The organism is Aulosira sp. FACHB-615 (assembly GCF_014698045.1).
Lineage (GTDB): Bacteria > Cyanobacteriota > Cyanobacteriia > Cyanobacteriales > Nostocaceae > Nostoc_B.
The window spans coordinates 1-24,621 of record NZ_JACJSE010000046.1; the positions used below are offsets into that span (position 1 = coordinate 1).

The following is a 24,621-nucleotide window of genomic DNA, read 5'->3' on the forward strand; positions in this document are numbered from 1 at the left end:
TCTAAGTTTATCCTGTGATTTGCATTCACTATTTATCTAAGTGAATTGGCTTAATTCTAGATATTTGAATTTGCTTCCCAATTCTTATTAGCAATTAAGATGCGTTCGCCCTGTTGTTGATGCTGTAGTTTTCTCTAAAAGAGCTAACAGATGTTGAGCTTGGCTTTTTGGTGTCCCTGATGAATTAGTTTCAGCCTCAAAAGATTGTTTATTGCTTGGTGTAGAATCAATAAACTTGTTAGTGTCGCGGTCATACCCAGAGAAGTTTTTCAATTGGGGCATAGGAAACCATTCATTGATACCGCCGTAATAAACGGCTCGACCTACAGGCGAACTCTGTGCAATCTGCATTACTTGAGTGGAAGTAATCTTGCGATCGCTCGGAATTAACTGTGTGGCGATCATGGCACTGTAAGCCGGGACATTATCTGGAGAAACCAACGCCACTGAGGTTAACTGAGATCGCAAACCCCCAGAAACACCCAAGTCGTCGGTGTGGGGATTTTGAACGACAATCCAGAAATGCCAGCCAGAGCTATCACCGCAAGAACAGTAAGAAATGATTTTGTCCTTGAGCCAACCAATTTCACCCTTGGCATTTTTGAACTTGGAACAAACAGCCGTGCCTTCATCGAGAATGATCAGCTTTGGGCCGGAGATTTTCTGGAACTCGGTAAAGCATTCTTTGACCCAACTGACGGCTTCGGCTGGAGACATTTCAACAATCTTGGCGCGTTTGAGGGTATCAACACGACCATTGAAGTAACCAGTTTCTTTTTCGTCACCTTTGGGGTCAATATAAAAGATATGTATGCCAGGATGTAGCCGCTTGATGGCATCGATGGCATTGCTAATGGTGATGCCCTTGCCGGAACCAGGGACACCAACCCACAGCATATTCGTAACTTTTCTGGCGATGTGAGCGATTAAGTCATATTCAGCATGGGGAGATTTTGTGTAAGTGGAAATTTCAGTATTAATAATGTGATCTATGGTGGAGGAAGCGGATGCTCCCGAATGCACAGGATAAATCTCATCCTGATTAATTTGTGGTGTTAATGCTTGTGTTGTTTGAGAGACTGGAGTTGGTAACTGCGTAAACCGCGCAGGAGGGATACCTAAATTCTGGGGCTTGGTTGCTTGCTGAATTGCTGTAACTTGTTGATAGTTCACTCTGGGGTCGATAGTAACTTGCGCCAAATGCCCAGATAGCTGCTCAGTAGTAGGGAACTGCCCTTTAAGTTGAATAAACCAGTCCAACAACCAACGGTAGGCATAAAATCTTTTTCCAGGCTCAACGGCATTCAGGTATTCGCACACAACATGAGAACATTGCTTGAGCATGGCGAACTCGTATTTCTCCATTGGCTCTAAGTGCAGCATTAACTCGGCAAGCTCATTTTGGTTAGCAAAATATTCTTCCCTGGCAACACTATCACCCATAGCCGAAAGGAAACTGAGGAAGTCGCCACGAATGAATGGAATCGGTGCAAATTGATGAGTATCGTTTAAGTCTTGGACAATTGACCAGAGATAACCAACTCCGGCAACAACCGCACCAATAGGAGCAAGGGGAGATGTGGCATAGCAAACCGCACCAACCGCAGATGTGGCCAAGGTGATGAACTTAGCGAGATTCATTTCATTGCGTTCGTCTGTTGCCCGAACTAACAACTGGTCTTGGCGTTCTTGCAACCAAGAGGCGATGTTACCAGCTTCCAAATACTCAATGCTGGGATAATCGCCACGTAATTGTGCCGTTTCTTGAGTTCCAAGCATTGGTATGGGTGATTCCATTTTTCTTGTCCTAGTGAAGTCTTATCGTGTGGGTTGCAGGGGGGCAGGGTGCAGGGTGCAGGGGGGAGTAATTAACGTTTTATAATCCAAGGTGATGGATTGTTAATGATGGTGACTAGAATGCTGAGAATTCGGTTATATGTAGAGTAAAGCTCTCTAGCTGCTTCAGCATTGAGGTAATTACATTTGACAGCAAACTTCAACCATGTCTGGGTTTCTGCGGCTTCTGCCTCACTTTATAGGCAGGGGAGATTGGGAGCAGGGAGCAGGGGGAGATTTGAAAGTTGTTTCCCTTGCTCCCTGCCCCCTGCCCCCTTGCCTCTTGTTCTCCATGCCTCCGCCATGTTTGCACAAACAGAACGTGATGATCTCCGAATTTGATCAGTTAATGAGTATCTTTCCTCAACTGGGAAAGTTTTAGAAAGCTCAAAAATTCGCATAGCTACATCAAACGCCAGTTTATAAACTTCTAAATCTTCGTGACTTTTAATAGGTTGTTTTTCCATCTCCCCTGCTCCCTGCTCCCCTCCCTATTTAGTAAGTTTCCAAATGCTGTAACCAATTTCTCCTGCTGCCATTGACACAATGTTGTAAACAATGCAAGCCAGGACTATGAGTGGATTGGTGTATTTAAAAGGCCATCTCCCAACGAATGTGGTAGTGATATCTAAAAACCAGAAAAATAAAGCAATCAATCCACCTGCGTAACGCTCTTTCATGCCGGCCCGCTTATAATCGCCCCACAAAGCAACTGTTAGATCGATATTTCCGGTGGGTTTAGTGCCGAGTGTGTATTGTTTTGATTCCTCAAACTCATTTTTGGCACTAGCCGGATCTTTACCGCGCAGAGTCTTAGCTTCCATCACTTGCACGAGTGCAGAGATGCCAAAACTAATCCAAAACAAAACATTAAATGGCAGTTGTAGCCAACCTATCCAACCAATCCATTCGGGTTCAAACCAGGGGAAAATCGGTTTTCCTTGAAATAAAACCTGCCAAATACTATCAGTTGAAAGTAATGTGCCAATCCAAAAACCGATTGCCCCAACTAGCTTATAACCAGATGTGCCGGGAGTGACAAATTGAGCAACAATATACGAAACAAACAGGACTGGCAATGATACCAGAGTCACAATCCATTGAGCTAATAGTTCTAAAATGTCACTGCCATTTTTTTTTGTCTGGGTTTGTGGGTATGGCTCCCGGTTGGATTGTGAATTAGTATCTTTTGGAGTGAGGTATTTCATACTAAAAGTTTTCGATAAAGTGAAGGATTTTTTGCTCTAAAACGTAAGCAATTAAATTGAATAAAAAACATTGATTCATTGAGACTGTAGGAAATATTTGATGAGCTATTACATTAACGCCAAGGTTAAGCAGGGGGAGAGAAAAGAACAAGAAAATAATTTACAATCTATTCCTCCCCTGCCGCCCTTGCCCCCTGCTCCTCATCTTCCCCTGCTTCCCCTGCTCTCTTTTTAACAGCACAAATCGGTAAATCAATTAGAAGAATCTTGATACAGTGGCGAATTTTTACAGGCATTTTTAAATCGATATTTCCATTTCCACTGCCTTTGTTCAATCCGTCCAACACATTTACCAGTTGAGTCATAAACAAAAACGATTTCATCTTCTAAATAACCTGTAGTGTTAGGTCTGGGGTTAAATCGTTTGGAGTCCAAATAATCGTTGATTCGCAACTTCTTGAAAGAGGGCATCACTCCCAGTTCATTAATTTTGTCGGCGGTCGCTGCCCTTTGCTCGGCTTTAATGCGTTCTAGTTCTTCTGATTCTCTGATGGTGATGCCACTGTTGTAAGTTTTGAATTGCGCTGGCAGTTGGGACAACCAAGGACTAATGATTAACCCCATTCCCAGTAATCCCAATAAAGCTTGTTTCTGGTATTTCATTACCAAATTAGTTTGAAACTGGGGCGTATTCATCCAGCAGTTTGCTGAAATTGTCGATAGTATTTGCGATTGGTTCGTCCTTGACTACTATTTCTTCAGCCTGATTCACCACACCTTCTGGTTCGAGTTGAGGAGTTTCAAAACCGACAGCATTTAATATTTCACGTTCTAGACACATGAGTACCTCTTACTGTCTAACTTGAATTTGTTCTGTACTTGTCTGGTTTGGTGCATTAGTCACACGAATGTAAACAGACAATCCAACACACACCATAAAGAAAATAATTGAGAAGCCCAACCAATTTTGTTGAAATAATTTCTGTATTAAGCTGGGGATTGGAGTTGTTTGCTCAACAAAGAGCGTGTCAAATTTTTCATGTCCTGAATCGTTGTTGGTTGAGTAGACTTTTTTTCGGGTGTTGGGACTCCTATTTCATCCAAAAATGCTTTCGGGTCAAAACCAGAGGTCGCACTATTGGTGAGCGTTTGAACTTCTTGTCTAATTTCTTGGGCAGTTTTCAGTCCGTAGTCTTGAGTGATACGTTGTCTGATTTCGGGGTTCTTCGCTAACTGATAGATAAATGCTACTTCCTCCAATCCCGCTTGTGTTTGTTGCTGTAAACTCTCAACATCAAGCTCACTCTTGATTTGGTTGAATAGTTCTTGTTCAAATTGATGAACAGCTAATGCTTTAGCTACAGCCTTACCTGCCACAATGTCCAAGAACGCTTTGAACGTTTCGCGGCTGACTCCTTCAATCTGCAATTGTTCGCTTACACTTTCTATGGCTTGGGTCTGTATATTCGCCAAATTACTACCACCTCCCAATAGCTTCGATTGATCTAGGGTTTTCTGCGCTAGGTTGAACAGCCTCTCTAAGCGATCGCTCACCTCCACATCAAACTCTTCGCCGTCTGGATCAATACTTGGGTCTGTTTTAGCCAACTCTTGCAACCCAGCAAGGATTTTCTCTGAAGGATAACTGGCACTTAATAACTCAAATAATTCTTGGCGGGTGAATGTATCTTTGTTAGACATTTTGTAAATCTCCTGTTAACGGTTTTGTAAATCTAATTTGTTCGACTTCAAACTCTTTGCGGCTGTACTGGGCTTTATTTGTCGCCACAATTGCTTTAGCTAGATTCAATTTATTTGTTCCTTGAGCTAAACCATCAAAGATTTCTCCGACTTTTCCCACTACCCAAACTTGGTAAGGAAGAATTGGTGACGCTCTGAGGCTGTATTGTTCTGCAAAGTTCTTCATCTGTATTTGTGCCAGTTTATACTGAGCTATCGTTTCTGCTACTTCTTCCCAACGTCCCCAAGTTCGATAGCAAATGCCCAAAATTCTCAAAGATTTGGCATTCGTCATGGGTAAAACTAGGGGATTTAATGCAGAATCTGTGTTTTCTTGATTAAAAAGTGCTTCTCTCCATGATTGATTCATTCTAGGTAGTCAATAGTCAAATTAAGTTGGTCAATACCCGTGTCAATATCCGTGTCAAATTGATATTACTTTCACAGTTAACAAACAGTTTGTTAACTGTTAATTGACCTTGCTCTTTTATAATAAAAAACCTGCCATCAGCAGGCTGGAAAAAATCGTGACAATTTCGTGACAAAAATTTCCGCTATTCCTCAAAAAAAATGGCGTAGTTAATTCTGCCTAATTGCTCCCACTCTTTATCTAACCTTTTTAAGTTCCAACGGACATATTGAGGTGTATTATTTACCCAATTACGAATTGTGCGTGGGTCACGCTCAAAAAATGTGGACAACATTCCTTTAAGTTTTTGCTCGGTTTCTGTGTCGTTACCCGCCCATTTATTTAAGAAGTCTAGGAGGTTCATTTTTCTTTTTTCTCCTTTGTCTTATTTGTCTGATATTCCTCAAGACAAAGCTCTAAAAAATTTGGCTAACTAATTATATTAATAATACTGTACTAATCCAGTAAATAAGTAGTTGTTTAGAAATACTCTTCTTGTACAGTATGATGAAAACACAGAACTCAAGAGTCAGTTTCTACAAGAAAGTAGAGCTACACCCGCTATTAATTCTGTATCAAATACAGAAAGCTAAACGAGCTACTGCTGGAGCGATTCGTTTTAGGTAAAGTTCTTGATTCTGACTTATGCCCAACTGCTTATTAGATAATTTATTTTCTATGCCACGCTCTGGTTATCAAAATGTTTCACTCAAAGATGAAGTCCTAGCTTTACTCGATACTTTGCCCGGTAGCAGTAGACCAGAAAAATTAGAGCGCATGATTAGAAGTACCAACGATGCTTTGCTGCGAGTTGGTTCACTTCCCGATGAACCACCTGAAGCTGTTATCCAGTATGTGCTTGACCAAATTCCTTCTTGGAACCAAAATTCTGTGTTGGAGTTAGCCATCGCTTTGCTCAAGCATCTGCAACTTGGAGAACAATTTCATGAATAGCTAAGGAGATAGTAATCGAAGTGGAAAGCATGAACCTGAGCGAGGATAACTGATTGATTTTACTGTTATGAGATCGCGCCACACCCGAACAAATTGAGCAAATGCTCGAAGAACACAAGTTCTACATTAAAACGGCAGTAGATATTGAGCGTCGAGTATTAGCTGGTGGTGGTGATCTGCACGCTGATTGTGAAAAAGAGTTGTTGAAAGATGGTAGTAGGCAGCAAGATATTTGGGCTGCTAGTTTTATGCCTAGCACGGGAAGAATTATTTACGAGTCGATGGTCAACCTCCGCCCACGCCAGAATCGTAAAATGGAAATACTTGACCCCAACATTAGGGAAAGAGTCGCTCAACTGATTAACGAGTTTCTGGGAGATTTATGATCGAGCCAACACCAGAGCAACAACTCTTCATGAAAGATGATGTTTCCACCCGCTTACATCATTTGGCAAGTCACTTGTCGCAAATTCAGTCTTTCTGGACTCAAAACTCATCAAAGGATTTAATGCTGCCTCTGGTAAAAGAAAGTCGGTATTTTATTGAGTGGACTGTACCTGACATGGTGAAAGCGGATGACATTGACCGGGCTTGTGAATTGGTTGATTTAGTTCGTTTACTGACTAATTGGTTATTCCATTGGGACGAAATATGGTCTGATGCCCAACAAAAACAAGCTGCGGCTGTTGCAACTGGGGATTGGTTGCATCGGGTTTTGGAAATAGCTGATACAGAACCAGAACCACTAAATGCTTAATGTTAGGGTAATCAATTAAGGCTTGCTGAACTTTTCGTGATCTGGGCAAGTACTCTCCTCTACTCCTTGTGGATGAATTGCACATACAATCTGCACCCCTCCATATTCCAGACCATGAAAATTGCGACACCCTCTGCAAGGTTTTGGTATTGCTTGAAGCCTTTGCTCTCTAGTTCTGTCGATCTCTTCATCGACTTGATATTTGAAAAAACGGTTGAGGGCGGCTGCTTGTAATGCAGTTCCACCTAGCATGAAAGATATAGCTGCAAACCAAGTCTTTGCACCTTCTCCCTTGATTACTCCTTTAATACCGATAATGCTACCAATGACTAATACAATTGCTCCACAAGCAGCCATAAAAAGGTTTAGATATTTAAGCTTTAACATTTTGGCTCTCCTATTGGGTTCCATCAAAATCCAGGCATCCATTCAACAAAGCACTACCTAAAACTCCCGAAATACATACCAACATCCCACCTAAACAAATGTTCTTCCGAGCTTGCCAGTTATAGTGACTGATAATGCTAGAACTCGAATTAGCTCCGATAATTTCAAATCCCCAACAACCTAAAGCACCAATTCCCAAAAATACTGTGCTTAACAGGCAAACAATACCTACTGATAGCAATGCGTTTTCAACAACATCTCTTGCTCTTGAACGTTTGATGTAGCGATATCGAATCACAATCAGGCTTGGTTCGTCGTACTTCGCTAGATATTCCTGGGTTAACTTTTGATTGCGGTTGTTCATACTTACTCCTATAAAGAAAAAAATAAGACAGCAACAGCTGTCTTATAAAAAACTAGAATTAGCGAGAGCTAACAGTTGCTCTTTGCCCCACAACATAATTCATCCATGCTTGAATAGCTTGAATTTCATCAGTACCAGAAGCGATCGCTCCTAACACCTGCTGCTGATACGAACTGGTGGCATGATTTGAATCAACCTTGTCAGCAGCCCACGACAAGCAAATGTCCCTCACCAGCTTATCGACCACAGCCACACTCAGTTGACTGGGAGCCGAAGCATCCTGAAATTGCAACCATTCTTTGATTAGATCAATAGGGTAATTTGTCAAAGTGCGGACTTGTTTGACCCGTAAATCTTGGGGATGTATCGCAGCTGGTTTTGTCGGTGTTGGAGCAGGCTGTTGTACAACGGAGCGATCTCGTTCATCCTCGTCTAAATCATATTTAGGACGGGTGAATAATCTTGATTGAATCTGCTGTAATAGTCCTGCCCAATCGGCATTAGCGTCCCAATCTCTACGGATTTTGGTCTTGGTTAAAGCATCATATAACCCGCAGAACACGACGTTTTCCTCTCCGGGATTAGCAACAATTGTTAGAGGTCTAGAGAAGTCTTCTACAATTGATGCGGCGAGTAAGAAAGACTTAGTAAAATTAGTCTCAATTCCGCTTCTGACGATATATAAATCATCTGCAAAGACAACAATATCTAATTTAATATTGTCCTTGCCTTTGAAATCTTTACCAGTCAACCTTAACTCGCTCAAATAACCTGTTAATGCTCTTTCGGCTACTGGAGTCTTTTTATCAAGACTAACATCATAGTTATACCAAGCATAAGCTTGACCATCAATTTCTAATTTGTTGACATACAGGTAAATAGGAAGTGGTGGATTACCTAAGCCTAGTTTGATTTCAGTGTTCATTAGAATTTCTCCAGTTCATCAGTAGTTGTTTCTTTAACGGGTTGTTTGTACATTCGAGCTTTGTTCATTTGATGTGATGATGCCTTAATTAATGGCATTGCTGCTTTTTTTACAGATTCCTTGGCTTGTTCAAAAAGAAACTGTGTTGCTCCATCTGCGTCTTCTTCTGGGTCTATTTGACCCCATAATGAGCAGCCTACTTCTACTGATTCAAAATCACCCAGATTAAATTTTCGGTGATAGGTTACAGAAATAGTTTTGATTTCCATTAGTCTAATTTCAAATGTTCAAAAATTATTAGCAAAGCGGCTATTATAGGTTATGAATAAGGCTGATTAATTTATGCTAGTACAACATCAGATATTAGAATATTTGGAATTTGAGAAACTAGCATAGTAATCTATAATTTATTATTGTAGCTGTTTCCAACTATAAATCGTTAGAGCTTCTAGGCTTTCCCATCAAAAATTAGTGATAAATTAGCGATTAATTCTTGCTCATCTGGAGTTAAATTATCTAAGCTTTGAATTATGGCGTTATACCAATGACTGATTAGGTCAAGAATATTTTGTCTAAATACGTTATTTTCTGGTAATGCCAATAATTCACATATAGCTTGGCGTTGTATTTCTCCTTTACCTAAAAGCCGGAGCCAAAGAGTATCGGGTGTAATCGGTAAAGAGTCAATTGCCACTATCGCTGTTCTATAGATGGGTGGCAAAAAGTATATGCCACAAGGCCAATCTTCTTTTAAGCGACCACCAAAACCATCAAGCAAATCTATAGAAGCTGATGGAACTAAAATGCGTGAACTTGGCAGTTTATCTTCCTCTAAAGGTAGATTATTTTGTTTAGCCTGAGACTGCAACAGTGCTAAAACACTAAAGAGTTTGCGAATGCAATTCAATACTTCATCTTCATCAATTAGGTCACAATAAACATTTAAAGCACAATCGCTTTGAGCAATTCTGGCAAGTAATCCTAACTCGGAATTTGACAGGACGAATCCCGAATTAGGAAAAAACAGAACAATTGCTTGTTCTTGCTCATGTTCTATTTGTTCTGGACTAACCTCTACATTTCCAAATCCTGAAAGTAATTCCTGCAAATACTGTTTGGCAAATTGGCTATAAAATCTTAGGGTCATTTTGCTATTTAAATTAAGCGAACTGGACAAGGAATATTTTGTAACAGCTACGAGCAATCAACAATTTCTTTTTTAGTCTAAGTGAGGGGGTTAACACCGCAGTCCTAATCAAACTTAAACGTATTACAGTCTTAACAACCTATTGCTTGTCAAAACTCCTCAATTATTTAAGTAGCGATCGCTCTTTGTACAGCGATCGCTTTTTCTGTGTAAACCAAGGTGACTGTTTTATAAATAGCAGTTGTTCTGTTGATGAAATAACTGCGATCGCTCGACTAACAGGCTTACCCCCAGAAGCAGTACAACAGTTACAGCAGCAGCAAACCATAATTTATTTACCCAAGTCAAAATATTCTCAATCCGAGATTGCAATGATGGTGGTAGCCAACCACTGGGACGAGTTCTATTGAGAAATCGCGCTTTGCGATAACGTGTTTTACGCGATCGCCTGGAACCTCTTAACTGCCTTCTTGATAGAAGTGCTTCTCTAATTTGAAACCCACGATGGGTTATCTCACAAGCAAATACACATCTGGCGGTATTTTCTTGCAGTATAGTCATTCCTGTGGTGCGGCTACCTGGGTCAATTTTTACCCGATGTGGATGTGTGACTGATTTTTCTAAAACTCTATCCTTGATAAGAATCGTAAATGGATAACGTTTATAGACCGCAGCCCTTCCCTTCTGCAATAACTCCCTTGCCCTTGCTGGATGGCACGGGTCAAGTGGTTGCTTGTTTTTATCTAAGACGAAAACGTACATTACTGTTACCTCTTACCTTGCGGTAGTAAAGTTTGCCTCGCCCAGATATCATGGCTTGTTCGGCTCAAAACACTGCTTGGTTCCCGTCCTTGCTGTTTAATTTTGAGCGACAGTTGCCCAGAACTGGCACGCATCCTGGGGTGTCGTGACCGTAATATCGTTTACCCGTAGGTGAGCTGGTCAATGTAGGCTTTTACAAGCCCCCACTAGAATCTGCAAAGATTTAGCGGCGGGTCATTGACAGCCAGTGTTCGTAACTTCCACCAATTCCCGATCTACGAGTGCTTGAATTACTTCTCTAGAAAATTTGATGTTGTACAACGGAACAGAACCACCACAACAACGGAGGGAATGCAGTAAATTTGCAGCAGTTAAATCAGAGGCATTCTTACGTGATTTAGCCATTTGTAGTACCTTTTTGATAGAGGTTAATTAGCCTTAATTACGCTGCAATGTTTTTGTCATCAGCCATACTTGCAGCCAGAAGGAAATCATCGAGTGCCACTGCTGCGTTCAACGGTTTGGTGTAATGGTTCTCGTCTACTTCGTTTGTCCAATGCGTGATGTGTTGAAAAACCAAACCCAGCATTGATTCACCCTTGTAAACGCGGTAGATTTTCGGGCGAAACCCGTTGCAGTAAACCAGCGTGTAACCAGGAATTTCAATTAACTCTGCGTTTGGATGATTCGGGGGTAAAAGTATCGGTTCGCAGCATTCACCCCAGTCGGGATCTTGAACGAATGACATAGCTATTTCGTGCCATGATTTTTCTATCGTTTTCGTTGTATTGGCGATCGCTGTTGAGTGAACAGCAATCGCCTTTTCTACGTTTGGTACTAAGCTGCTACTGCTTGTCTAACCCCTAATAATGCAATCGCCACATCAATATCGATAGCCGTGCGACTGCCCCCCAACTGACTGCACCTGCTGTACCATTTGCCTTCAAGGTTGCAGCCAAGGAAGCCTACACGCTGGCGGTTGAAGTATAGAGTAGTGCTGAAGGAAAGCCAGTCAATCTCTCCGTGAGTTAAACCGTATTTCTGACAAGCGGTTTCTAATTCTTCGCTCAGACGATCGTTGCGTTCTCTGGGGGTTTCGGGTAGGGTGGCTTTAACTTCTGCAACTCTTTTGGCGAACCAGTTGCGGTCGAATGGTAGTCGTCCACCATTCACCAATTGCACCCATACGGTGATACCACCTTCTATCCAGATAGTGCGGACGGATTCGGGGTCTACTTGGATAATCTCGGCAATGATGCGACGGTCACGAGATGTTAGGGGGTCTGCGGTTGGGGCGATAGTTTGGGCTTGGGCTTCGAGGTGGTTGTAAAATTCTGCTTGTGCTGAGGTTTGCTCATCAACACAATATTCTTGCTGTGTATGAGTTATATGCGTCATAATAGAATCTCCATTCACTTGGATAAAGGGCGATCGCTTTGTTTACCAGACAGGGGCGATCGCCTTTGACTTTTTACAAACTAACGTTGTGGTTTAGCACAACGCACTCATCAAAATTTGGCGTAGCCGTATTAAAACTCAAACCCAGTGGTATTTGAGTATTACCAAGATAGACACAGATGTTTGCAAAAGCTCAACTATTGATGGCTCTTGTTTGTGGTGGAGTCTTGGTTGTAATGAAGTTTTCAAGGTTCAAGGAGCTATGGTTGCAAACTCTTTAGCTGTTTAATTGCTGGTAATTTGCTTTGCTCTATACCCTTAATATTAGTACTTCTATTGGTAGTAGTCAATAAGGTAGTAGTTGCTTTCTGATAGAGATTTGTAATACTACTATTGGTTGTACATAAGCTTTTTAAATACCAATAGGTGTAAGCCCTATGTGTTTACAACCATTGGTAGTACCCCTTATAATAGGAGCATTATTTGGAGAGGATGATTGTGTTTATTGCATTAAAAAAATTGCGAGAGGCTGCTGGCCTTTCTCAAAACGACCTAGCTAGAAAAACTGGGTATAGTCCTCAGTTCATCCAAAAAATTGAACAAAATAAGGTTAAGTCCCTAACCTTAGAAGCGGCAGCCAGATTTTGTGAAGCTCTTGATTGCAAGCCTGGAGACTTACTTGAGGAGGGTGAGCCACCAAAGAAATTAGCAATTGACAAAGGGATTGCTTTAAATCCTCCTTTAGCAAAAGACGGATCTCACAGTAACAAAAGAATATCGGATAAAACTTCTGAACTTGATCTACTCAAAGCAGCCTAAAAATTGAGAGCGACCGCCGCCGACCAAGCTATGCGATCGCTTACTCAGATTGTTGGGCAACAAAGTGAGCTAAATATAATGCTGACACAGTTTTAGTTAAACCTGACGATCAGTATCAGTGTTCACTTTGGTTGAATTGCATTTTCTGTCTTTTTTTGTGCATTTACCAAGCGTGGGCAATAATCATGCTGACACTAGACCGCGAACAAACATCAGCAACCAGCTACAGCCTTCTCAACAGCAGCATTAAAGAAACGTTCACTGCCATTAACAGATTTGAATGGCAAGCAGTTGATGAAATTCTCGAAATGCGAGATCAACAACTGTATCGTGAAGCTGGCTACAAAACTTTTGAGGAATACTGCCAAGCTGAGTTATCCGCTTGGGGTGGATACCGACGCATTAACCAACTGTTAGGGGCTAAAAAAGTTAAAGATACAGCCGATGAATTGGGCGAACACATCAAAAATGAGCGTCAAGCCCGTTCACTGCTACGTTTGGTCAAAGAACCAGACAAGCTAAAGGCTGCTGTTGCGATCGCACTTTCTGAAAACCCTACCCCCAGTGAATCAGACTTTGCATCTGCGGCGAACATTGTGGTTCCTCGACTGCCACGGCAAAAAACTCAGGAACCAGTGGTTCCTAAAATTGTAGAACCAGTGGTTCACCAAAATCAGGAACCAATGGTTCTTAAAACCAACACAGTCAAAGTTACCTCACCAGCACACCTCCGTTTTGGTGAACAAGGAACCATTGAAGCAGACGCACCGAACCCCAAACAGCAGATTGTCACCTTTGAGGATGGTGAGAGAGAACTGGTGAACAATGCCGATTTGAGTAATAGCGCAATTGAGTCATTTAGCACCGAAAGAACTTACCCCAAAGAGTACGCCGAAGCGATCGCCCAACTCAAACAGCAGCACCAACAGGAATTGGAACGGCTGGAACAGGATTTGAGGATTGGGTTATTGTCAGAAGCAACTACCCAAGCCCAGCAACAGGTACAAGAACAACTGACCGCTTTACAAAACCTGTTTCAGCAACAGAAACAAGAAAACATCCAGCTACAGCAACGCATGAACGAGTTGGAAGGCTTGAGGCAGTTAGAACTTGAAAATCATCGTCTAAAAGGGCGTATTCAAGAATTGGAACGTGCTGTAGAAGAACGCCCTACAAGAAAGGAAAAGGGGCAGGGAGCAGGGAGTAAGGGAGAAAAACGTCCCCTTGTCACCCTGCACCCTGCCCCCATGCCTCTTATTGACCTGCGATCGCTTGCCGAAGAACCACCCAAGGAAAACGCCCAAGAGTGCTTACGGCTCATGGGTATAGCTTTGGGTAATCTGGCCAGTGCTATGAACAACACCCAAGCTCTGCAAGCTGCGGCGTTAATTTTAGGGAGTGAGCCAACCCCGCAAGCGATCGCATATCGAGCCGAACAGCTACAACTACTACCCCAAGCAGTAAGCGATATTCGGGCTGTGCTTGCCAAGCCTGGATGTAGTTGGTGGGACTATTTAGAAGTGGCTACAGAGTATGAGGTTATCAAAGCCGACTACTGGGCAGAGTTAACCCCACAAGAAGCAGAGTTAATCACTGCCCTCGAAAAAACCGCATCTTCTCAAATTACGGAACCAATGGTTCCTGAAGAAACTGTTACCGAGTCTGGTTCTTCTGATGACGAAGTGATTGGGCTGGGTTCTATCGTCGCCCATGCCGACATTTACTGTGCTTTGTACAACGCTAAAGGTGAAGTTATTGAAGACATGGGTGATGAAGTCTGGGTAGCTTGGAAGCATTGGCAAGACAAACCCAAGAAGACTGATCGCTATTTCAAGAACGAGTTGAGGTTCTGGCAAGAAACAACCAATCAATTCAAAATTTAAAATTCAAAATTCAAAATTAACTTTGCATTTTTAATTTTGCATTTTGAATTCACAAAGCGGCATTGCAACTATGTCGCTCGTATTGTCATGCTTAAATTTAGGAGAAAATATGACTACAGCATTAAAGGCAATCAAAGGTGGCCAAAATAAAGGCAACCACAAACAACCCACAGAAGAAAAACCGATTCGACCTCACTGCAAAATCTCGATTGAGGACATTAACTGGATAAGACAGCAACCGCCCTGTGTGCAGCAGCTATGGTTGGACTCAGTTGCAGCAGAACAATTTGGTGGGTCTGCTCACAAGCTGGATACGAATCTCACCTATAAGTCGCTACAAAAGGCAGGTGCAGCGTTGACGGCTCAGGGCTTGTTCCAGTATGAGGAAGTGTTTGGCCGATTACCATCTGGTAGACCTGGGCTGATTGGCTACCGTGTCCGTAACTTGCACGGTTATTACAATCGCTTTTACTGGGAATCGTCTACGTCCGGTGAAACCAATTCTTGTGACGAGAAAGCTGTCCATACCGGGAAGGAAATCAACCACACCAGGAGGAACCAAAACCACCCCGAAGTGAAACAAATCCAAGCTGATTTGGATCATTTCCAAAAAAATGGTCAAAAAAGTGAGGAATTGCAAGGGTTCCAGAAACCTAACAACGTTTCTAACTACCCCTTAACTACCTACCAACAACCAACTAAGGTTGTTGGTAAGGTAGTTGGTTCTTCCACGCAAAACAAAAATTTGTGTGTTGATGAGACGGCGATCGCACCCTTGGGGGGTGCATCGCCTCAAACTGTCCTTGGCGTGGAAGAAGAGAAAGAGTTACCTGCGGTAACGGACTGCACGACGCTGACGCTTGTAGAAGCTGTGCCGAGTCAATCCGCTTCGTTGTCTGTAAAAAACGAGGATTTGGGTAAGGATGCGATCACTCCTCATGAAGACAAATTTTCCGCCGCGCCCGTCGCTATAAATTTTGAAAATCTCAGTCAGTCCCAGAACCAAGCTCAACCGAGTCAATCTGCTTCCTTGGTAGAAAAGAACCAGGAATTGGGTGATGAGCCGGGAACCAATCATGAAGACACAATTTCCGCCGCCCCTGCCGAGTCGAATTTACCAGCACAGGAACCAAAAGCCCATTCTGTTCGCGCAGCGTCTCGCAGAGAAGGTGTTTGTGCTGTGGCAGCTGACTCTGATCCTGAAAAATGGTCTTATGAAGCAGTCGTTGAGCGTTCTAAGGCTCGGCCTTGGCGTATGGAAAAACTGAAGATGGCAGAACTATTATGTGAAAATCCAGGGGATGATTTTCTGATGGAATGCTGGGCAGATGACCCTGCTTTGAGGATTGTGATTAAGAAACTGGTGGTGAAGTGTCCGCAATGGGGGCTTGTGGCGGCGGATGGGGTGCTGCTGAGGTGGGATGAGTAGCAAGCAGCTATCGATTAGTGGCATATTTCAGCAATCGTTCCCACTCCCAACGCCATGCTGTCTCTACCGTGATTTCTTTGCCGTTAGTGAATTTGATAAACTCTGTGCCTTCATCATAAAAAACATCAGCAACGAGGCGATTGCGGACATCGTAACCCCACATTTTAGCTGCTGAATTCCACCACCTCTGACCCGGCGATTCTAGATTTGGTAGTTCCAGGTATTCATCACGCCATGCTTTTGGTTTCCATTGCTCCCGTAAAGCACTAGCCAAAATTGCGTTTGGAAAATATTGCTTTCCATTCCTTTGCAACCACAGCACATACTCAATTGTTCTTCTGAGTGCATCCTCTAACCCGTAAGTGCAGCCTTCTAAAGCGTTTTGAACTTCTTCAAGTGAAAAGTTAACGCTAAGACTGACTAACGCTCGTTCATATTTTTTGAATATCTCGTATTCAACGGAGTCTTTTTTCCAGAACCACACAGTTAATTTATCCTTCAAAATTGACTGAGTAACTTATATTTTATTAAATTTTGACAGTTGGCTGGATGTTAACTATATGTAAAGTCATTTTGAGAAGAATAGTTTCGCCATGTAATATTTTCAGGGTTTTAACTCTTTTAAGTTAATTGTTTACTCGGCTACAATGATACTTCATAAAAAAATAGGAATTTACAAATGCTAAATTTAGCTCAGGTTACTATTGGAGTAAAAACATCTGGTTTGATTGAAATTAAGTTAATTGCGTTGTCGTATATAGGGGTAGCAATCATTTATTTAATTTTGATGATAGGATGGCTTGTTTCAAGAAAAAATTCTCTAACAAACTCAGCTTTAGTAATTTATGTTATCCAAGGAATAGCAGTACCTATTGTAATTTTGATATCTGGGATAATATTAATGATTCAGGGTTGGCGTTTAGACCCAGTTATGCAATTTCAGCAGTTTTTTTTATTATTGCTAATTATTTATCTAAGCTTTAGAGATATTATATTCAATCTAATTTTGAGAATTAGATAAAGTGATAATAGACAAATAATTATGCTTCCAAGCTAAGGGGAAAATCAATTCGCCCAGTCAACAGAAGTAGCGTTTGTATTGCAACAGTTACGAAAAATACCCTGTACACCCCAGTTTCGGCTCAATACAGAGATTCAGCGTACGGCCAAGCGGTACTGGGAAAATGTGCCAGGGGCGATCGCCTATTTGAAAGAAGCATTGCGGACTTGGAAAGAGGTTAAATCACCCGAAGCCGTGTTTGTGGCTGCTTGTAAGGAGGGGAGGAAGCCGGAGGTGCAGCAGGACAAGCCTGGAGCGATCGCTTGGTTTGAGTGGGCGAGGAAAAACAGGATTGTGATTGCGATGTCGGGTGAGATCGTGTATACGCCGGATGGGGAGGCGGTTGCGATTGCGGAGATGATGCGGCGGTGTCCGGTGATTGAAGATGGCAAAACAACTGCGCGAAAATCCAGGGGATGATTTTCTAATGGAATGTTGGGCGGACGACCCAGCGAGTGCGGATTGTGATCAAGAAACTGGTGGCGAAGTGTCCGCAGTGGGGTTTTGTGGCAGTAGAAGAGATGCTAGTGAAGTGCGGTTGTGGGTAATAATCCTTATTATTTGTTGAAGTAAAAAGATACTTGTACTTACACTTACACCTAAAAGATTTGTGTATAAGTATAAAATCGCTTGATGATTAACCATTTAGTATAACTTAAATCACTTAAGTGTGGTTAGTGGTGCGGATTTAAATATCACAAGCAGACATCTCATTTCTCCTCTTTTGACCCGTCATCATTTTCAGTTTCATTATGCTCTTGTGCTTGGTAATCATCAAACAATGCAAATAATTTATCCAAAGCATCGCGTTCATCTGCTGAGTAAAACAGTATTAAATTGGCCCATGTATGATGTGTTTTAACAGGACAGATTTCTCTTAGCCACTCTAAAAAATCATCAAACTCTATTTCCTCTTCAGTTTTAGTAAATCCAAGATTTATTCGTGCTATTTCATAACCTTGAAGAAATGAGTGAAAATCAAAAATGCTTTTCCTACTTAAATATAAAGCTGGTCTTCTTTTAATTTCTTGTAAAAGTTCATAAAAATTCACTTTTAAACTCCTTTTATTTTTCGTAATGTTGATTGTGCAAGAAAGTGGAGATGATTTTATTAAGAAAATGGTTCATTTCTCACTATTTCTAACCTATTTCCGTTGCCTGGAAAAACTTCAAATTTACTCATCCATTCTTCATAAGCTATACCTTTAGGGTTAAGATTATCATAAACGATATCCTTATTACCCATCCTAACAACAATTGCTTCATGAAAACCATCAGTTGAAATTGGTTCTTCTATATCTCCATAAGCAATCCTACCAAATACACCTTTTTTACCAGCAGTTGTTTCTAGGCGAATATGTCTTCCTGGAATATTATATTTAGTCAGTTCTGCCTTTAAGACTTGAGCGCATTCATCACAAGTACCAATCCGAATTAGTCCTCTACTTGATAAAGTCTTGCTAGTAAGACGGCTTAATGAATTGGCGTACCTTGCTATAAAATTAGACGATACAATTAATGAACCATAAATTACAGGAGCAGCAAGCAATAGCCCAATAGCAATAGCACTGTCTTCAAGAAAATCTCCTGGGGTATAGTCTCCTCTTAGAGTTGCTAATACAAGTTTTCCACCATTATCAGTTTGCATTCCTGCCAAAACGTTACGAATTGTATCAGCAGCAGCCATTTCACCCATTGTAAATAAGCCAGTTGGATCGACACTATTTACCGGATTGTTATGGGCATAAATATATTTATGTAGTGTTAATACCTCAGCAATTCTTCCCTCATAATCATCTTTTCGTGTAAATCTTCCAGTATCGGCATCATAATACCTTGCCCGATTGTAATAATCTCCCAAGGCTTGATCGAACTGTTCTCCAGCAAACAGGTATTTATTCTCTACCCCACCAGTAGAGTTGATTAATTTACCGTAAGCCTCATAATCGTAAGTATTAACAACAGTACCTTGCTCATTAGTCAACACCCGCGTACTACCCAAGCCATCAACATGGTAGAAAGTGCGGCTGTTACTCTGTTCCTGAGCAATCAAGTCATTGCCATAAACATACTCCACCTGCACAGAACTATTAGGAGAATATTCTTCTAAAACCTGTGCATACGGTTGCATTTCATCAATCAGATACCGGGTTTCAACTCCATTAACCGTTGATGTAACCCGAATACCACTGTCGTTATACCGATACTGCATTGATTGTTGTGTTGCGCCGTTGGCATCTTTTACCCTTGCAGCAATCAACTGATTTTCGTAATCCCAGGTGTATTCAGTTGTAATGCCATTTTCGGTCTTGGTTAAGGTATTGCCATTATGATCGTAAGTATAATTAACAACTACCTGTTGATTCACTGTCTCATTTAACAGTCGGTCATTGGCATCGTAGGCGTAGTTAGTAATAGTTGTAGTACCGTTGACAGTTTCATTCTTAGTAAGGCGATTGCCTACCTTATCGAATGTGTAATCGTAGATGTGATCGCCGTTAACTGCATCAGTGATTTTCTCTTGAGTCAACCTATATAAAGCATCGTAAGCATAATCAACAGTACGTCCATTATGTTCTACAACTTTAGTACGATTGCCCACTTTGTCCAGTGTGTAGGTATAGCTTGAGAAAACAGTATCACCCTTACGATTTTCTAGATATTTGAGGTGATAGAGGTCGTCATATTGACGAATCTCTTGCGTACCATTGGCAAAAGTGGTACGCACCAGATTACTTACTGCATCATAGTCATAATCTGCTGTAACAGATCCATCTTCAATTACTTGGTCAAGGCGGTTGCGAACATCAAATGTGTAGTTAACTGTACCGGATGCAGTAGTAACTGAAGTGCGATTACTTGCAGCATCGTAGGTATAACTAATACTGCGGCTCACGCCAGCAATATTATCTGTGCGCTTGACGAGGCGATCGCGCTCATCGTAATCATAATCGTAAGTTGCAGTAGTTTGACCATTTGCATCAACAAAAGTGATAATGTCTTGTAATCCTACTGTTGTATAAGCATACGTTACTTTCGATCCATCCTGGAACTGCTTCGAGGTCATCCAGTTCATGGGATTGTAACTGTAGGTTATGGTATTACGGTTAAAATCCGTGTACGTCTTCAGGTTGCCAACTGCATCATAAACACTATCGGAACGCTGATCCATTGGCAAGATTACTGCTGTGCGACGACCAACACCGTCATATTCATACTCAGTGCGATGATCGTTAGCATCCTCTATCCAAATCAGATTACCAACTTCGTTATAACTATACTCAGTCCAATCCTGAAGCGCATTCTTCACTCCAGTTAGGCGACCCAGCGTATCATAGCGATATTCAGTCCGCTTGTCATTCTGGTCAGTCATTGCAATGCGCCGACCTAAGTTGTCGTATTCGCTGGTAGTGTACGTTTTATCGTTAAACTCAGTTCTGGTCAACCGTCCTAGATCATCATACTTAAACGTAGTAGTATGATTGAAAGCATCTGTTTGGGCAATTCGCTGCCCTGCTTTGTCATATTTATAAGTAGTGCGGGGATTGTCATTTAAAGTATTTGGTGTATCGTCGGCATAAATAACTTCAATCTGCCGCCCTGCCGCATCATAGCGGAACTCGGTTCTATTACCCCTCTCATCAATTTGCGCCTTAACCAAGCCATCTGTGTAATACTCAATCCGAGTTCTAGGATTATCATCCCAATTACTTGGCGTGTTGTCTGGAACAATAGTTTCAAACAATCGACCGACATCATCGTAAACAAAGCGCGTTTCTCTTCCAGCTTTATCAATGGTGGCTATCGTGCGCCCAGCTGCATCGTAGCGACTGATATCTCGCAAGTTATCAAATGGATTATCAGGAGTGTTGTCTGCATAAATAGTTTCTACCAGTTCACCCCTCTCGTTGTACTTATATTCAGTCCGGTGCTGAAGCGCATCAATTATAGCAATCTGCTTACCGTTAGCGTCGTATTCGTAAGTAGTTGTATGATTTTCAGCATCGGTCATAGTCCTCATGCGACCGTTATCATCATACGTCCACCTTGTTAATAGCTCCCGTACTTGGCCGTTAGCCAGAGTCATGTATCTTGTCTCGGTCAGCTTGTCACCATTACGGTTGTAAGTGTATTTGGTGACATTGCCCAAAGCATCTGTTACTTGTGTAACGTTGCCGTTTGAGTCATAGTCAAAACGGGTAGTCTGCTTATTGGCATCTGTGACTGAAGTTAGCTGACCATCGCCGTCATAGCCGTAGCTTGTGACCTTACCAAGTGCATCTTTACTAGCACTCAAGTTTCCATAACTGTCGTACACGTTGATACTAGTACGCCCCAAGGCATCAGTCTGTGTCAACAAGCGACTGTAAGCACCATAGGTATTACGAGTAACATTACCTAGCGCATCTTCTTGAGTCAATAAATTATTCTTGTTGTCGTAAGTATATTTTGTTGTAAAACCATTTGGGCCAGAACGATCTGAGATAACGGTTTCTTCCAGAACATTATTGTCATCATCATACTTACGTTTGGTAATCTGACCCTCAGCGTCAATTTCAGTGAGAATATTGCCACGAGTATCGTATTCGTAGATAGTGGCATGACCAAGTTGGTCTAGTACAGTCTGTCTGGAATTGCTGGGGTCATAGGACATTTCCACCTTCTGACCGTTAACATCCACAATCTCCTTCAACCGTCCGTCATCACCGTACTCATTGCGGATACCAGACCGGTTGAGTGGATCAATGATTTTGTCCAGGTAGTGCGATCGCTGTTGGTTGTACTCCATTTTGGTAGTATTACCTTCACGGTCGGTAACACTCACCAAATCGCCCTTCGCATCGTAGGTGTACCGAATGAGTTCACCCATTGGGTCTTTAACCGCAGCAATCCGCCCCTGAGCATCTCTCTCGAAAGTAACCTGCTTACCACTGGAACTGTAGATACCGTCATCCGTATACGTCAGCTTATTACCATTAGTATCAGTGACAGTCAACAAATCACCAGTCTGCGCGTCAATTTCGTAAACTATGCCTTCTTTCGTAGTAAGCACGTACACGTTACCGAAATTAACATCAGCCGGATTGTAATTTAGACCACCGTTCAAACCAACATACTCATCAGTCCCATCCTTCCGCAGAATCCGCGCACTCTTCACAGTGAGGGTGCTGGTAACGCCTTTGTCACCAACAAACGCAGGTTTGTAAACTGTACTATTAACACCACCGATCGCACTCGCCAATCCAAATATCGGGTCAACAGTAGGACGGAAAGTAAAGGCTTCTCGTTTTCCTCCAGGTAAAGTAATATAAACCCGTGTTCCATCCTTAAACGCCGACTGGTAGCCCAGTAGTTGCTCCTCCTCACTCGGCGATCGCAAACTAGTCCGTAAATCAGTATCCCTAAACTCCATCCGCCACCCATACCCAAAGTCATCAGTAATACCCGAAGTGAGCGTGTCATAGGTGCGAGTGAGAGTAATGGGTATACCAGTCACAGGAACAGTCAAGTCAGTAAACGACAGCCTAAAATTCCCCAGTTTCAGTTCCCCAGCAACATCCACCACTTCCTCGGAGTACGAAATATTACCGCCGTTGTCAGCCACTTCCAGCCTGAGAATATAGCTGTCATTCTGCAACAAGGACGGGTCGAATTTTCCGAGAACACCGTTAGCAATCGCACTAGGGTTATCGACAAATAATATTTCCCTAAACTCGCCACCAGCAACAGGCGCAACTAGTAGGCGGTAATAATCTAACTGCCCATCATCGGAAATCGACCCCCTAATATCAATCGGTGCTGTGACTAAACTACCGGCGATCGCACCCAAATTCAAACTGACTTCAGGTGCATTCAAGTCACTGGTATCAATTACTGCCACATCGAATGTTGCCTGCCCGATATTCCCTGCTGTATCTGTTGCGATCGCTTGAGCAAAGATTGTCCCGGCTGTGGTTGGCGTAAATCTCGCCATCCCATTGGTATCAAGTACCACAGCATTTCCATTGACCAGCAGTTGCAAACCAGCAACCCGAATATTATCAGTGGCTTTAGCCTGGAAGATGACTGTCTCACCTTGATTAACCGTGTCATAATTAGCTATCAGCCTAACTAGTGGTGCTTCAGTATCAGCCGCCACCGCTAAATCGTATTCCTGCGGAGTGGACACGATACCATCGCTGACAGTCAACACAATGCGGTGTGTGCCAATATTGCTAACGGTCGGATTCCAGCGCAGTCTGCCTAGTATATCAAGTGTGATGCCTTTGTCACGGGATGCTTGGTCGAGGGTATAGGTGAGGCGATCGCCATCCACATCTGCGGCTATCACATCATAAGCATAAGCACTCCCCGGAGTAGCAGTTAACACAGGATTAGACCGAATAAAGGGAGCATTATTCACCCGTGCAGTCAAGTTGAACCCCTGTGCAGCCCCCAATCCACCATCATCAACTGCCCCAACGACAATCCTGTAATTACCAGCAACAGGGTTATTCCAAGTCAACAACCCAGTGGTCGAGTCAATAGTAATACCAGTAACACCAGCAGGGACAGAGAGAAGTTGGTACGTTAGGCGATCGCCTGCATCTGGGTCAGTTGCTTGCACTTGGTATTGGTAAGCACTGCCAGTATTAGCGACGTAAACGGGAGTAGACGTAATACTGGGAGCGTGATTGATATCAATTCTCTTGAGTTAGCTGTGAGAGTAATTCCTGCACTTGCTCTGGCGTTAACCCTGTGACTCGCACAATTGTCTCAGTTGCGATCCCCTCACGTAGTAAATTCGCAGCAATCTCTTTTTTTGTTTTTTGGGCAGCTTTTTCTTCCCAACTAGTAACAATTTCCATAATTTCCTCCTGCTGTGTTAACCCCATTGTATCGATAGCCGCTTGAAAAACTTGCTCTTCGACTGCATCCAGACGCAAATAAGTATCCACAAACCCAGAAATCAATTGCATTCGGGCTGGGTCTAATTTTAAGGTTGCCAGCAATCGCAAACATTCTGCTTTTACCTGCGGACGCTCTTGTTTGGGAATATTCATTTTCGACATCAATGCTGCGGCTACTGGATTAGGTTGAGTGAGAAAATCCCGCCAGCTTAAACGGTTTAATTGAATGGCTGCAAATTGAAATTCTAGTACATTTAAGTCTGGAAACGCCACGCGATAAATTTGCGGTTCTGCACGCTTTGGTTCATCAAAAGAAAAAATTACCACTGGATAAATTGGTAAGTCGTATTTCTCATGCAGCCGAGCAAAATACTTAAACATCCGCTTTGCAAAGATTTTTTCAGTATAAGATTGATTCTCGACATGAATTAAAAAACAAGTTTTCTGCCCTTGGTAACGCACTTGCGCCAGTAAATCAATTTCTTTCTTTTCGCCAGAGGTAACATCGGTAAACACTTCTTGGGGTAAAAACTGAATGGAATCTCGGTCTATTTGACTAGATACTTGCGGTAAAAATAAATCGAGAAATTCCACAAAAAAGGTAGATAATAATTCTTTGAATAATCTGTCATGGTCAATCATAATTTATTGTC

27 protein-coding genes and 2 pseudogenes are annotated in these 24,621 nt (G+C 42.2%); 8 read left to right on the forward strand and 21 right to left on the reverse strand.

The window, feature by feature from the left end:
* Positions 1-87 precede the first annotated feature (87 nt).
* The 8 genes and pseudogenes from H6G77_RS32530 to H6G77_RS32565 all read right to left on the reverse strand — a co-directional run bounded on the left by H6G77_RS32530 (position 88) and on the right by H6G77_RS32565 (position 5,557).
* On the reverse strand, positions 88-1,797 hold the full coding sequence (locus tag H6G77_RS32530) for a hypothetical protein (RefSeq protein ID WP_242049379.1): 1,710 nt from the start codon (positions 1,795-1,797) through the stop codon (positions 88-90).
* A 71-nt stretch (positions 1,798-1,868) separates the two neighbouring features.
* Positions 1,869-2,303 (reverse strand): annotated as a pseudogene (locus H6G77_RS32535) (four helix bundle protein).
* Between the two features lie 24 nt (positions 2,304-2,327).
* The gene (locus H6G77_RS32540; RefSeq protein WP_190594525.1) at positions 2,328-3,044 is read right to left on the reverse strand and encodes a hypothetical protein; all 717 of its coding nucleotides are present in this window, start codon (positions 3,042-3,044) and stop codon (positions 2,328-2,330) included.
* 252 nt (positions 3,045-3,296) lie between these two features.
* Positions 3,297-3,707, reverse strand: coding sequence for a hypothetical protein (locus H6G77_RS32545; RefSeq protein WP_190594524.1), 411 nt, complete (start codon positions 3,705-3,707; stop codon positions 3,297-3,299).
* Positions 3,708-3,714: 7 nt separating this feature from the next.
* Positions 3,715-3,885, reverse strand: coding sequence for a hypothetical protein (locus H6G77_RS32550; protein ID WP_190594523.1), 171 nt, complete (start codon positions 3,883-3,885; stop codon positions 3,715-3,717).
* Positions 3,886-4,031: 146 nt separating this feature from the next.
* Complete coding sequence (locus H6G77_RS32555) at positions 4,032-4,745, reverse strand: hypothetical protein (protein ID WP_190594522.1); 714 nt, start codon at positions 4,743-4,745, stop codon at positions 4,032-4,034.
* A complete protein-coding gene (locus H6G77_RS32560) occupies positions 4,738-5,154 on the reverse strand; it encodes a hypothetical protein (RefSeq protein ID WP_190594521.1) in 417 nt (138 codons plus the stop codon). The genes H6G77_RS32555 and H6G77_RS32560 overlap by 8 nt, the downstream gene beginning before the upstream one ends.
* A 184-nt stretch (positions 5,155-5,338) precedes the next feature.
* Positions 5,339-5,557: a hypothetical protein gene (locus H6G77_RS32565; RefSeq protein WP_190594520.1), complete on the reverse strand. Its 219-nt coding sequence runs from the start codon at positions 5,555-5,557 to the stop codon at positions 5,339-5,341.
* Positions 5,558-5,838: 281 nt separating this feature from the next.
* Here H6G77_RS32565 and H6G77_RS32570 point away from each other — a divergent pair, with 281 nt between their 5' ends.
* The 3 genes and pseudogenes from H6G77_RS32570 (at position 5,839) to H6G77_RS32580 (ending at position 6,904) form a co-directional block, all read left to right on the forward strand.
* A complete protein-coding gene (locus H6G77_RS32570) occupies positions 5,839-6,147 on the forward strand; it encodes a hypothetical protein (RefSeq protein ID WP_242048675.1) in 309 nt (102 codons plus the stop codon).
* A 74-nt stretch (positions 6,148-6,221) separates the two neighbouring features.
* Positions 6,222-6,533 (forward strand): annotated as a pseudogene (locus H6G77_RS32575) (DUF5674 family protein); the annotation flags it as partial.
* Positions 6,530-6,904 carry a hypothetical protein gene (locus H6G77_RS32580; RefSeq protein WP_190594518.1) on the forward strand — a complete coding sequence of 125 codons (375 nt, stop codon included), beginning with the start codon at positions 6,530-6,532 and terminating at the stop codon, positions 6,902-6,904. The pseudogene H6G77_RS32575 and the gene H6G77_RS32580, both read left to right, overlap by 4 nt.
* A gap of 15 nt (positions 6,905-6,919) precedes the next feature.
* On the opposite strand, the gene H6G77_RS32585 is transcribed toward H6G77_RS32580, so the two are convergent.
* From H6G77_RS32585 to H6G77_RS32625, 9 genes are all read right to left on the reverse strand, one after another.
* Positions 6,920-7,291 (reverse strand): hypothetical protein, encoded by a 372-nt coding sequence (locus tag H6G77_RS32585; protein ID WP_190594517.1) that lies wholly within the window; start codon positions 7,289-7,291, stop codon positions 6,920-6,922.
* Positions 7,292-7,301: 10 nt separating this feature from the next.
* Positions 7,302-7,655: a hypothetical protein gene (locus H6G77_RS32590; RefSeq protein WP_190594516.1), complete on the reverse strand. Its 354-nt coding sequence runs from the start codon at positions 7,653-7,655 to the stop codon at positions 7,302-7,304.
* Positions 7,656-7,713: 58 nt separating this feature from the next.
* On the reverse strand, positions 7,714-8,580 hold the full coding sequence (locus H6G77_RS32595; RefSeq protein ID WP_190676195.1) for a hypothetical protein: 867 nt from the start codon (positions 8,578-8,580) through the stop codon (positions 7,714-7,716).
* A complete protein-coding gene (locus tag H6G77_RS32600) occupies positions 8,580-8,849 on the reverse strand; it encodes a hypothetical protein (RefSeq protein ID WP_190676193.1) in 270 nt (89 codons plus the stop codon). Before H6G77_RS32600 ends, H6G77_RS32595 begins: the two co-directional genes overlap by 1 nt.
* Positions 8,850-9,028: 179 nt before the next feature.
* Positions 9,029-9,727: a hypothetical protein gene (locus H6G77_RS32605; protein ID WP_190676191.1), complete on the reverse strand. Its 699-nt coding sequence runs from the start codon at positions 9,725-9,727 to the stop codon at positions 9,029-9,031.
* A gap of 228 nt (positions 9,728-9,955) precedes the next feature.
* Positions 9,956-10,489: an RNA-guided endonuclease IscB gene (iscB, locus tag H6G77_RS32610; RefSeq protein ID WP_190676189.1), complete on the reverse strand. Its 534-nt coding sequence runs from the start codon at positions 10,487-10,489 to the stop codon at positions 9,956-9,958.
* Positions 10,490-10,723: 234 nt separating this feature from the next.
* Positions 10,724-10,894 carry a hypothetical protein gene (locus H6G77_RS32615; RefSeq protein WP_190676187.1) on the reverse strand — a complete coding sequence of 57 codons (171 nt, stop codon included), beginning with the start codon at positions 10,892-10,894 and terminating at the stop codon, positions 10,724-10,726.
* 37 nt (positions 10,895-10,931) lie between these two features.
* A complete protein-coding gene (locus H6G77_RS32620; protein ID WP_190676185.1) occupies positions 10,932-11,237 on the reverse strand; it encodes a hypothetical protein in 306 nt (101 codons plus the stop codon).
* 89 nt (positions 11,238-11,326) lie between these two features.
* Positions 11,327-11,887, reverse strand: coding sequence for a hypothetical protein (locus H6G77_RS32625; RefSeq protein ID WP_190676183.1), 561 nt, complete (start codon positions 11,885-11,887; stop codon positions 11,327-11,329).
* A gap of 492 nt (positions 11,888-12,379) precedes the next feature.
* Between H6G77_RS32625 and H6G77_RS32630 the strand changes: the two genes are divergently transcribed.
* The 3 genes from H6G77_RS32630 to H6G77_RS32640 all read left to right on the forward strand — a co-directional run bounded on the left by H6G77_RS32630 (position 12,380) and on the right by H6G77_RS32640 (position 16,018).
* Positions 12,380-12,706 carry a helix-turn-helix transcriptional regulator gene (locus H6G77_RS32630; RefSeq protein WP_190676181.1) on the forward strand — a complete coding sequence of 109 codons (327 nt, stop codon included), beginning with the start codon at positions 12,380-12,382 and terminating at the stop codon, positions 12,704-12,706.
* Between the two features lie 185 nt (positions 12,707-12,891).
* Positions 12,892-14,589: a hypothetical protein gene (locus H6G77_RS32635; protein ID WP_190676180.1), complete on the forward strand. Its 1,698-nt coding sequence runs from the start codon at positions 12,892-12,894 to the stop codon at positions 14,587-14,589.
* A 109-nt stretch (positions 14,590-14,698) separates the two neighbouring features.
* On the forward strand, positions 14,699-16,018 hold the full coding sequence (locus tag H6G77_RS32640; protein WP_190676178.1) for a hypothetical protein: 1,320 nt from the start codon (positions 14,699-14,701) through the stop codon (positions 16,016-16,018).
* A gap of 7 nt (positions 16,019-16,025) precedes the next feature.
* Here the strand turns inward: H6G77_RS32640 and H6G77_RS32645 are convergent, their stop codons facing one another.
* Positions 16,026-16,502: a hypothetical protein gene (locus H6G77_RS32645; RefSeq protein WP_190676176.1), complete on the reverse strand. Its 477-nt coding sequence runs from the start codon at positions 16,500-16,502 to the stop codon at positions 16,026-16,028.
* Positions 16,503-16,697: 195 nt separating this feature from the next.
* Between H6G77_RS32645 and H6G77_RS32650 the strand changes: the two genes are divergently transcribed.
* Positions 16,698-17,039 carry a Ycf66 family protein gene (locus tag H6G77_RS32650; RefSeq protein WP_190676174.1) on the forward strand — a complete coding sequence of 114 codons (342 nt, stop codon included), beginning with the start codon at positions 16,698-16,700 and terminating at the stop codon, positions 17,037-17,039.
* A 78-nt stretch (positions 17,040-17,117) separates the two neighbouring features.
* Positions 17,118-17,498 carry a hypothetical protein gene (locus H6G77_RS32655; RefSeq protein ID WP_190676201.1) on the forward strand — a complete coding sequence of 127 codons (381 nt, stop codon included), beginning with the start codon at positions 17,118-17,120 and terminating at the stop codon, positions 17,496-17,498.
* Between the two features lie 290 nt (positions 17,499-17,788).
* Here the strand turns inward: H6G77_RS32655 and H6G77_RS32660 are convergent, their stop codons facing one another.
* Genes H6G77_RS32660 through H6G77_RS32670 form a run of 3 tightly spaced genes read right to left on the reverse strand, consistent with a single transcriptional unit; the run spans position 17,789 to position 24,610 of the window.
* Positions 17,789-18,130 (reverse strand): hypothetical protein, encoded by a 342-nt coding sequence (locus H6G77_RS32660; RefSeq protein WP_190676172.1) that lies wholly within the window; start codon positions 18,128-18,130, stop codon positions 17,789-17,791.
* Positions 18,131-18,189: 59 nt separating this feature from the next.
* Positions 18,190-23,763: an RHS repeat-associated core domain-containing protein gene (locus H6G77_RS36055; RefSeq protein WP_396020696.1), complete on the reverse strand. Its 5,574-nt coding sequence runs from the start codon at positions 23,761-23,763 to the stop codon at positions 18,190-18,192.
* Positions 23,759-24,610: an Rpn family recombination-promoting nuclease/putative transposase gene (locus H6G77_RS32670; protein ID WP_190676170.1), complete on the reverse strand. Its 852-nt coding sequence runs from the start codon at positions 24,608-24,610 to the stop codon at positions 23,759-23,761. Before H6G77_RS32670 ends, H6G77_RS36055 begins: the two co-directional genes overlap by 5 nt.
* Positions 24,611-24,621: the final 11 nt, after the last annotated feature.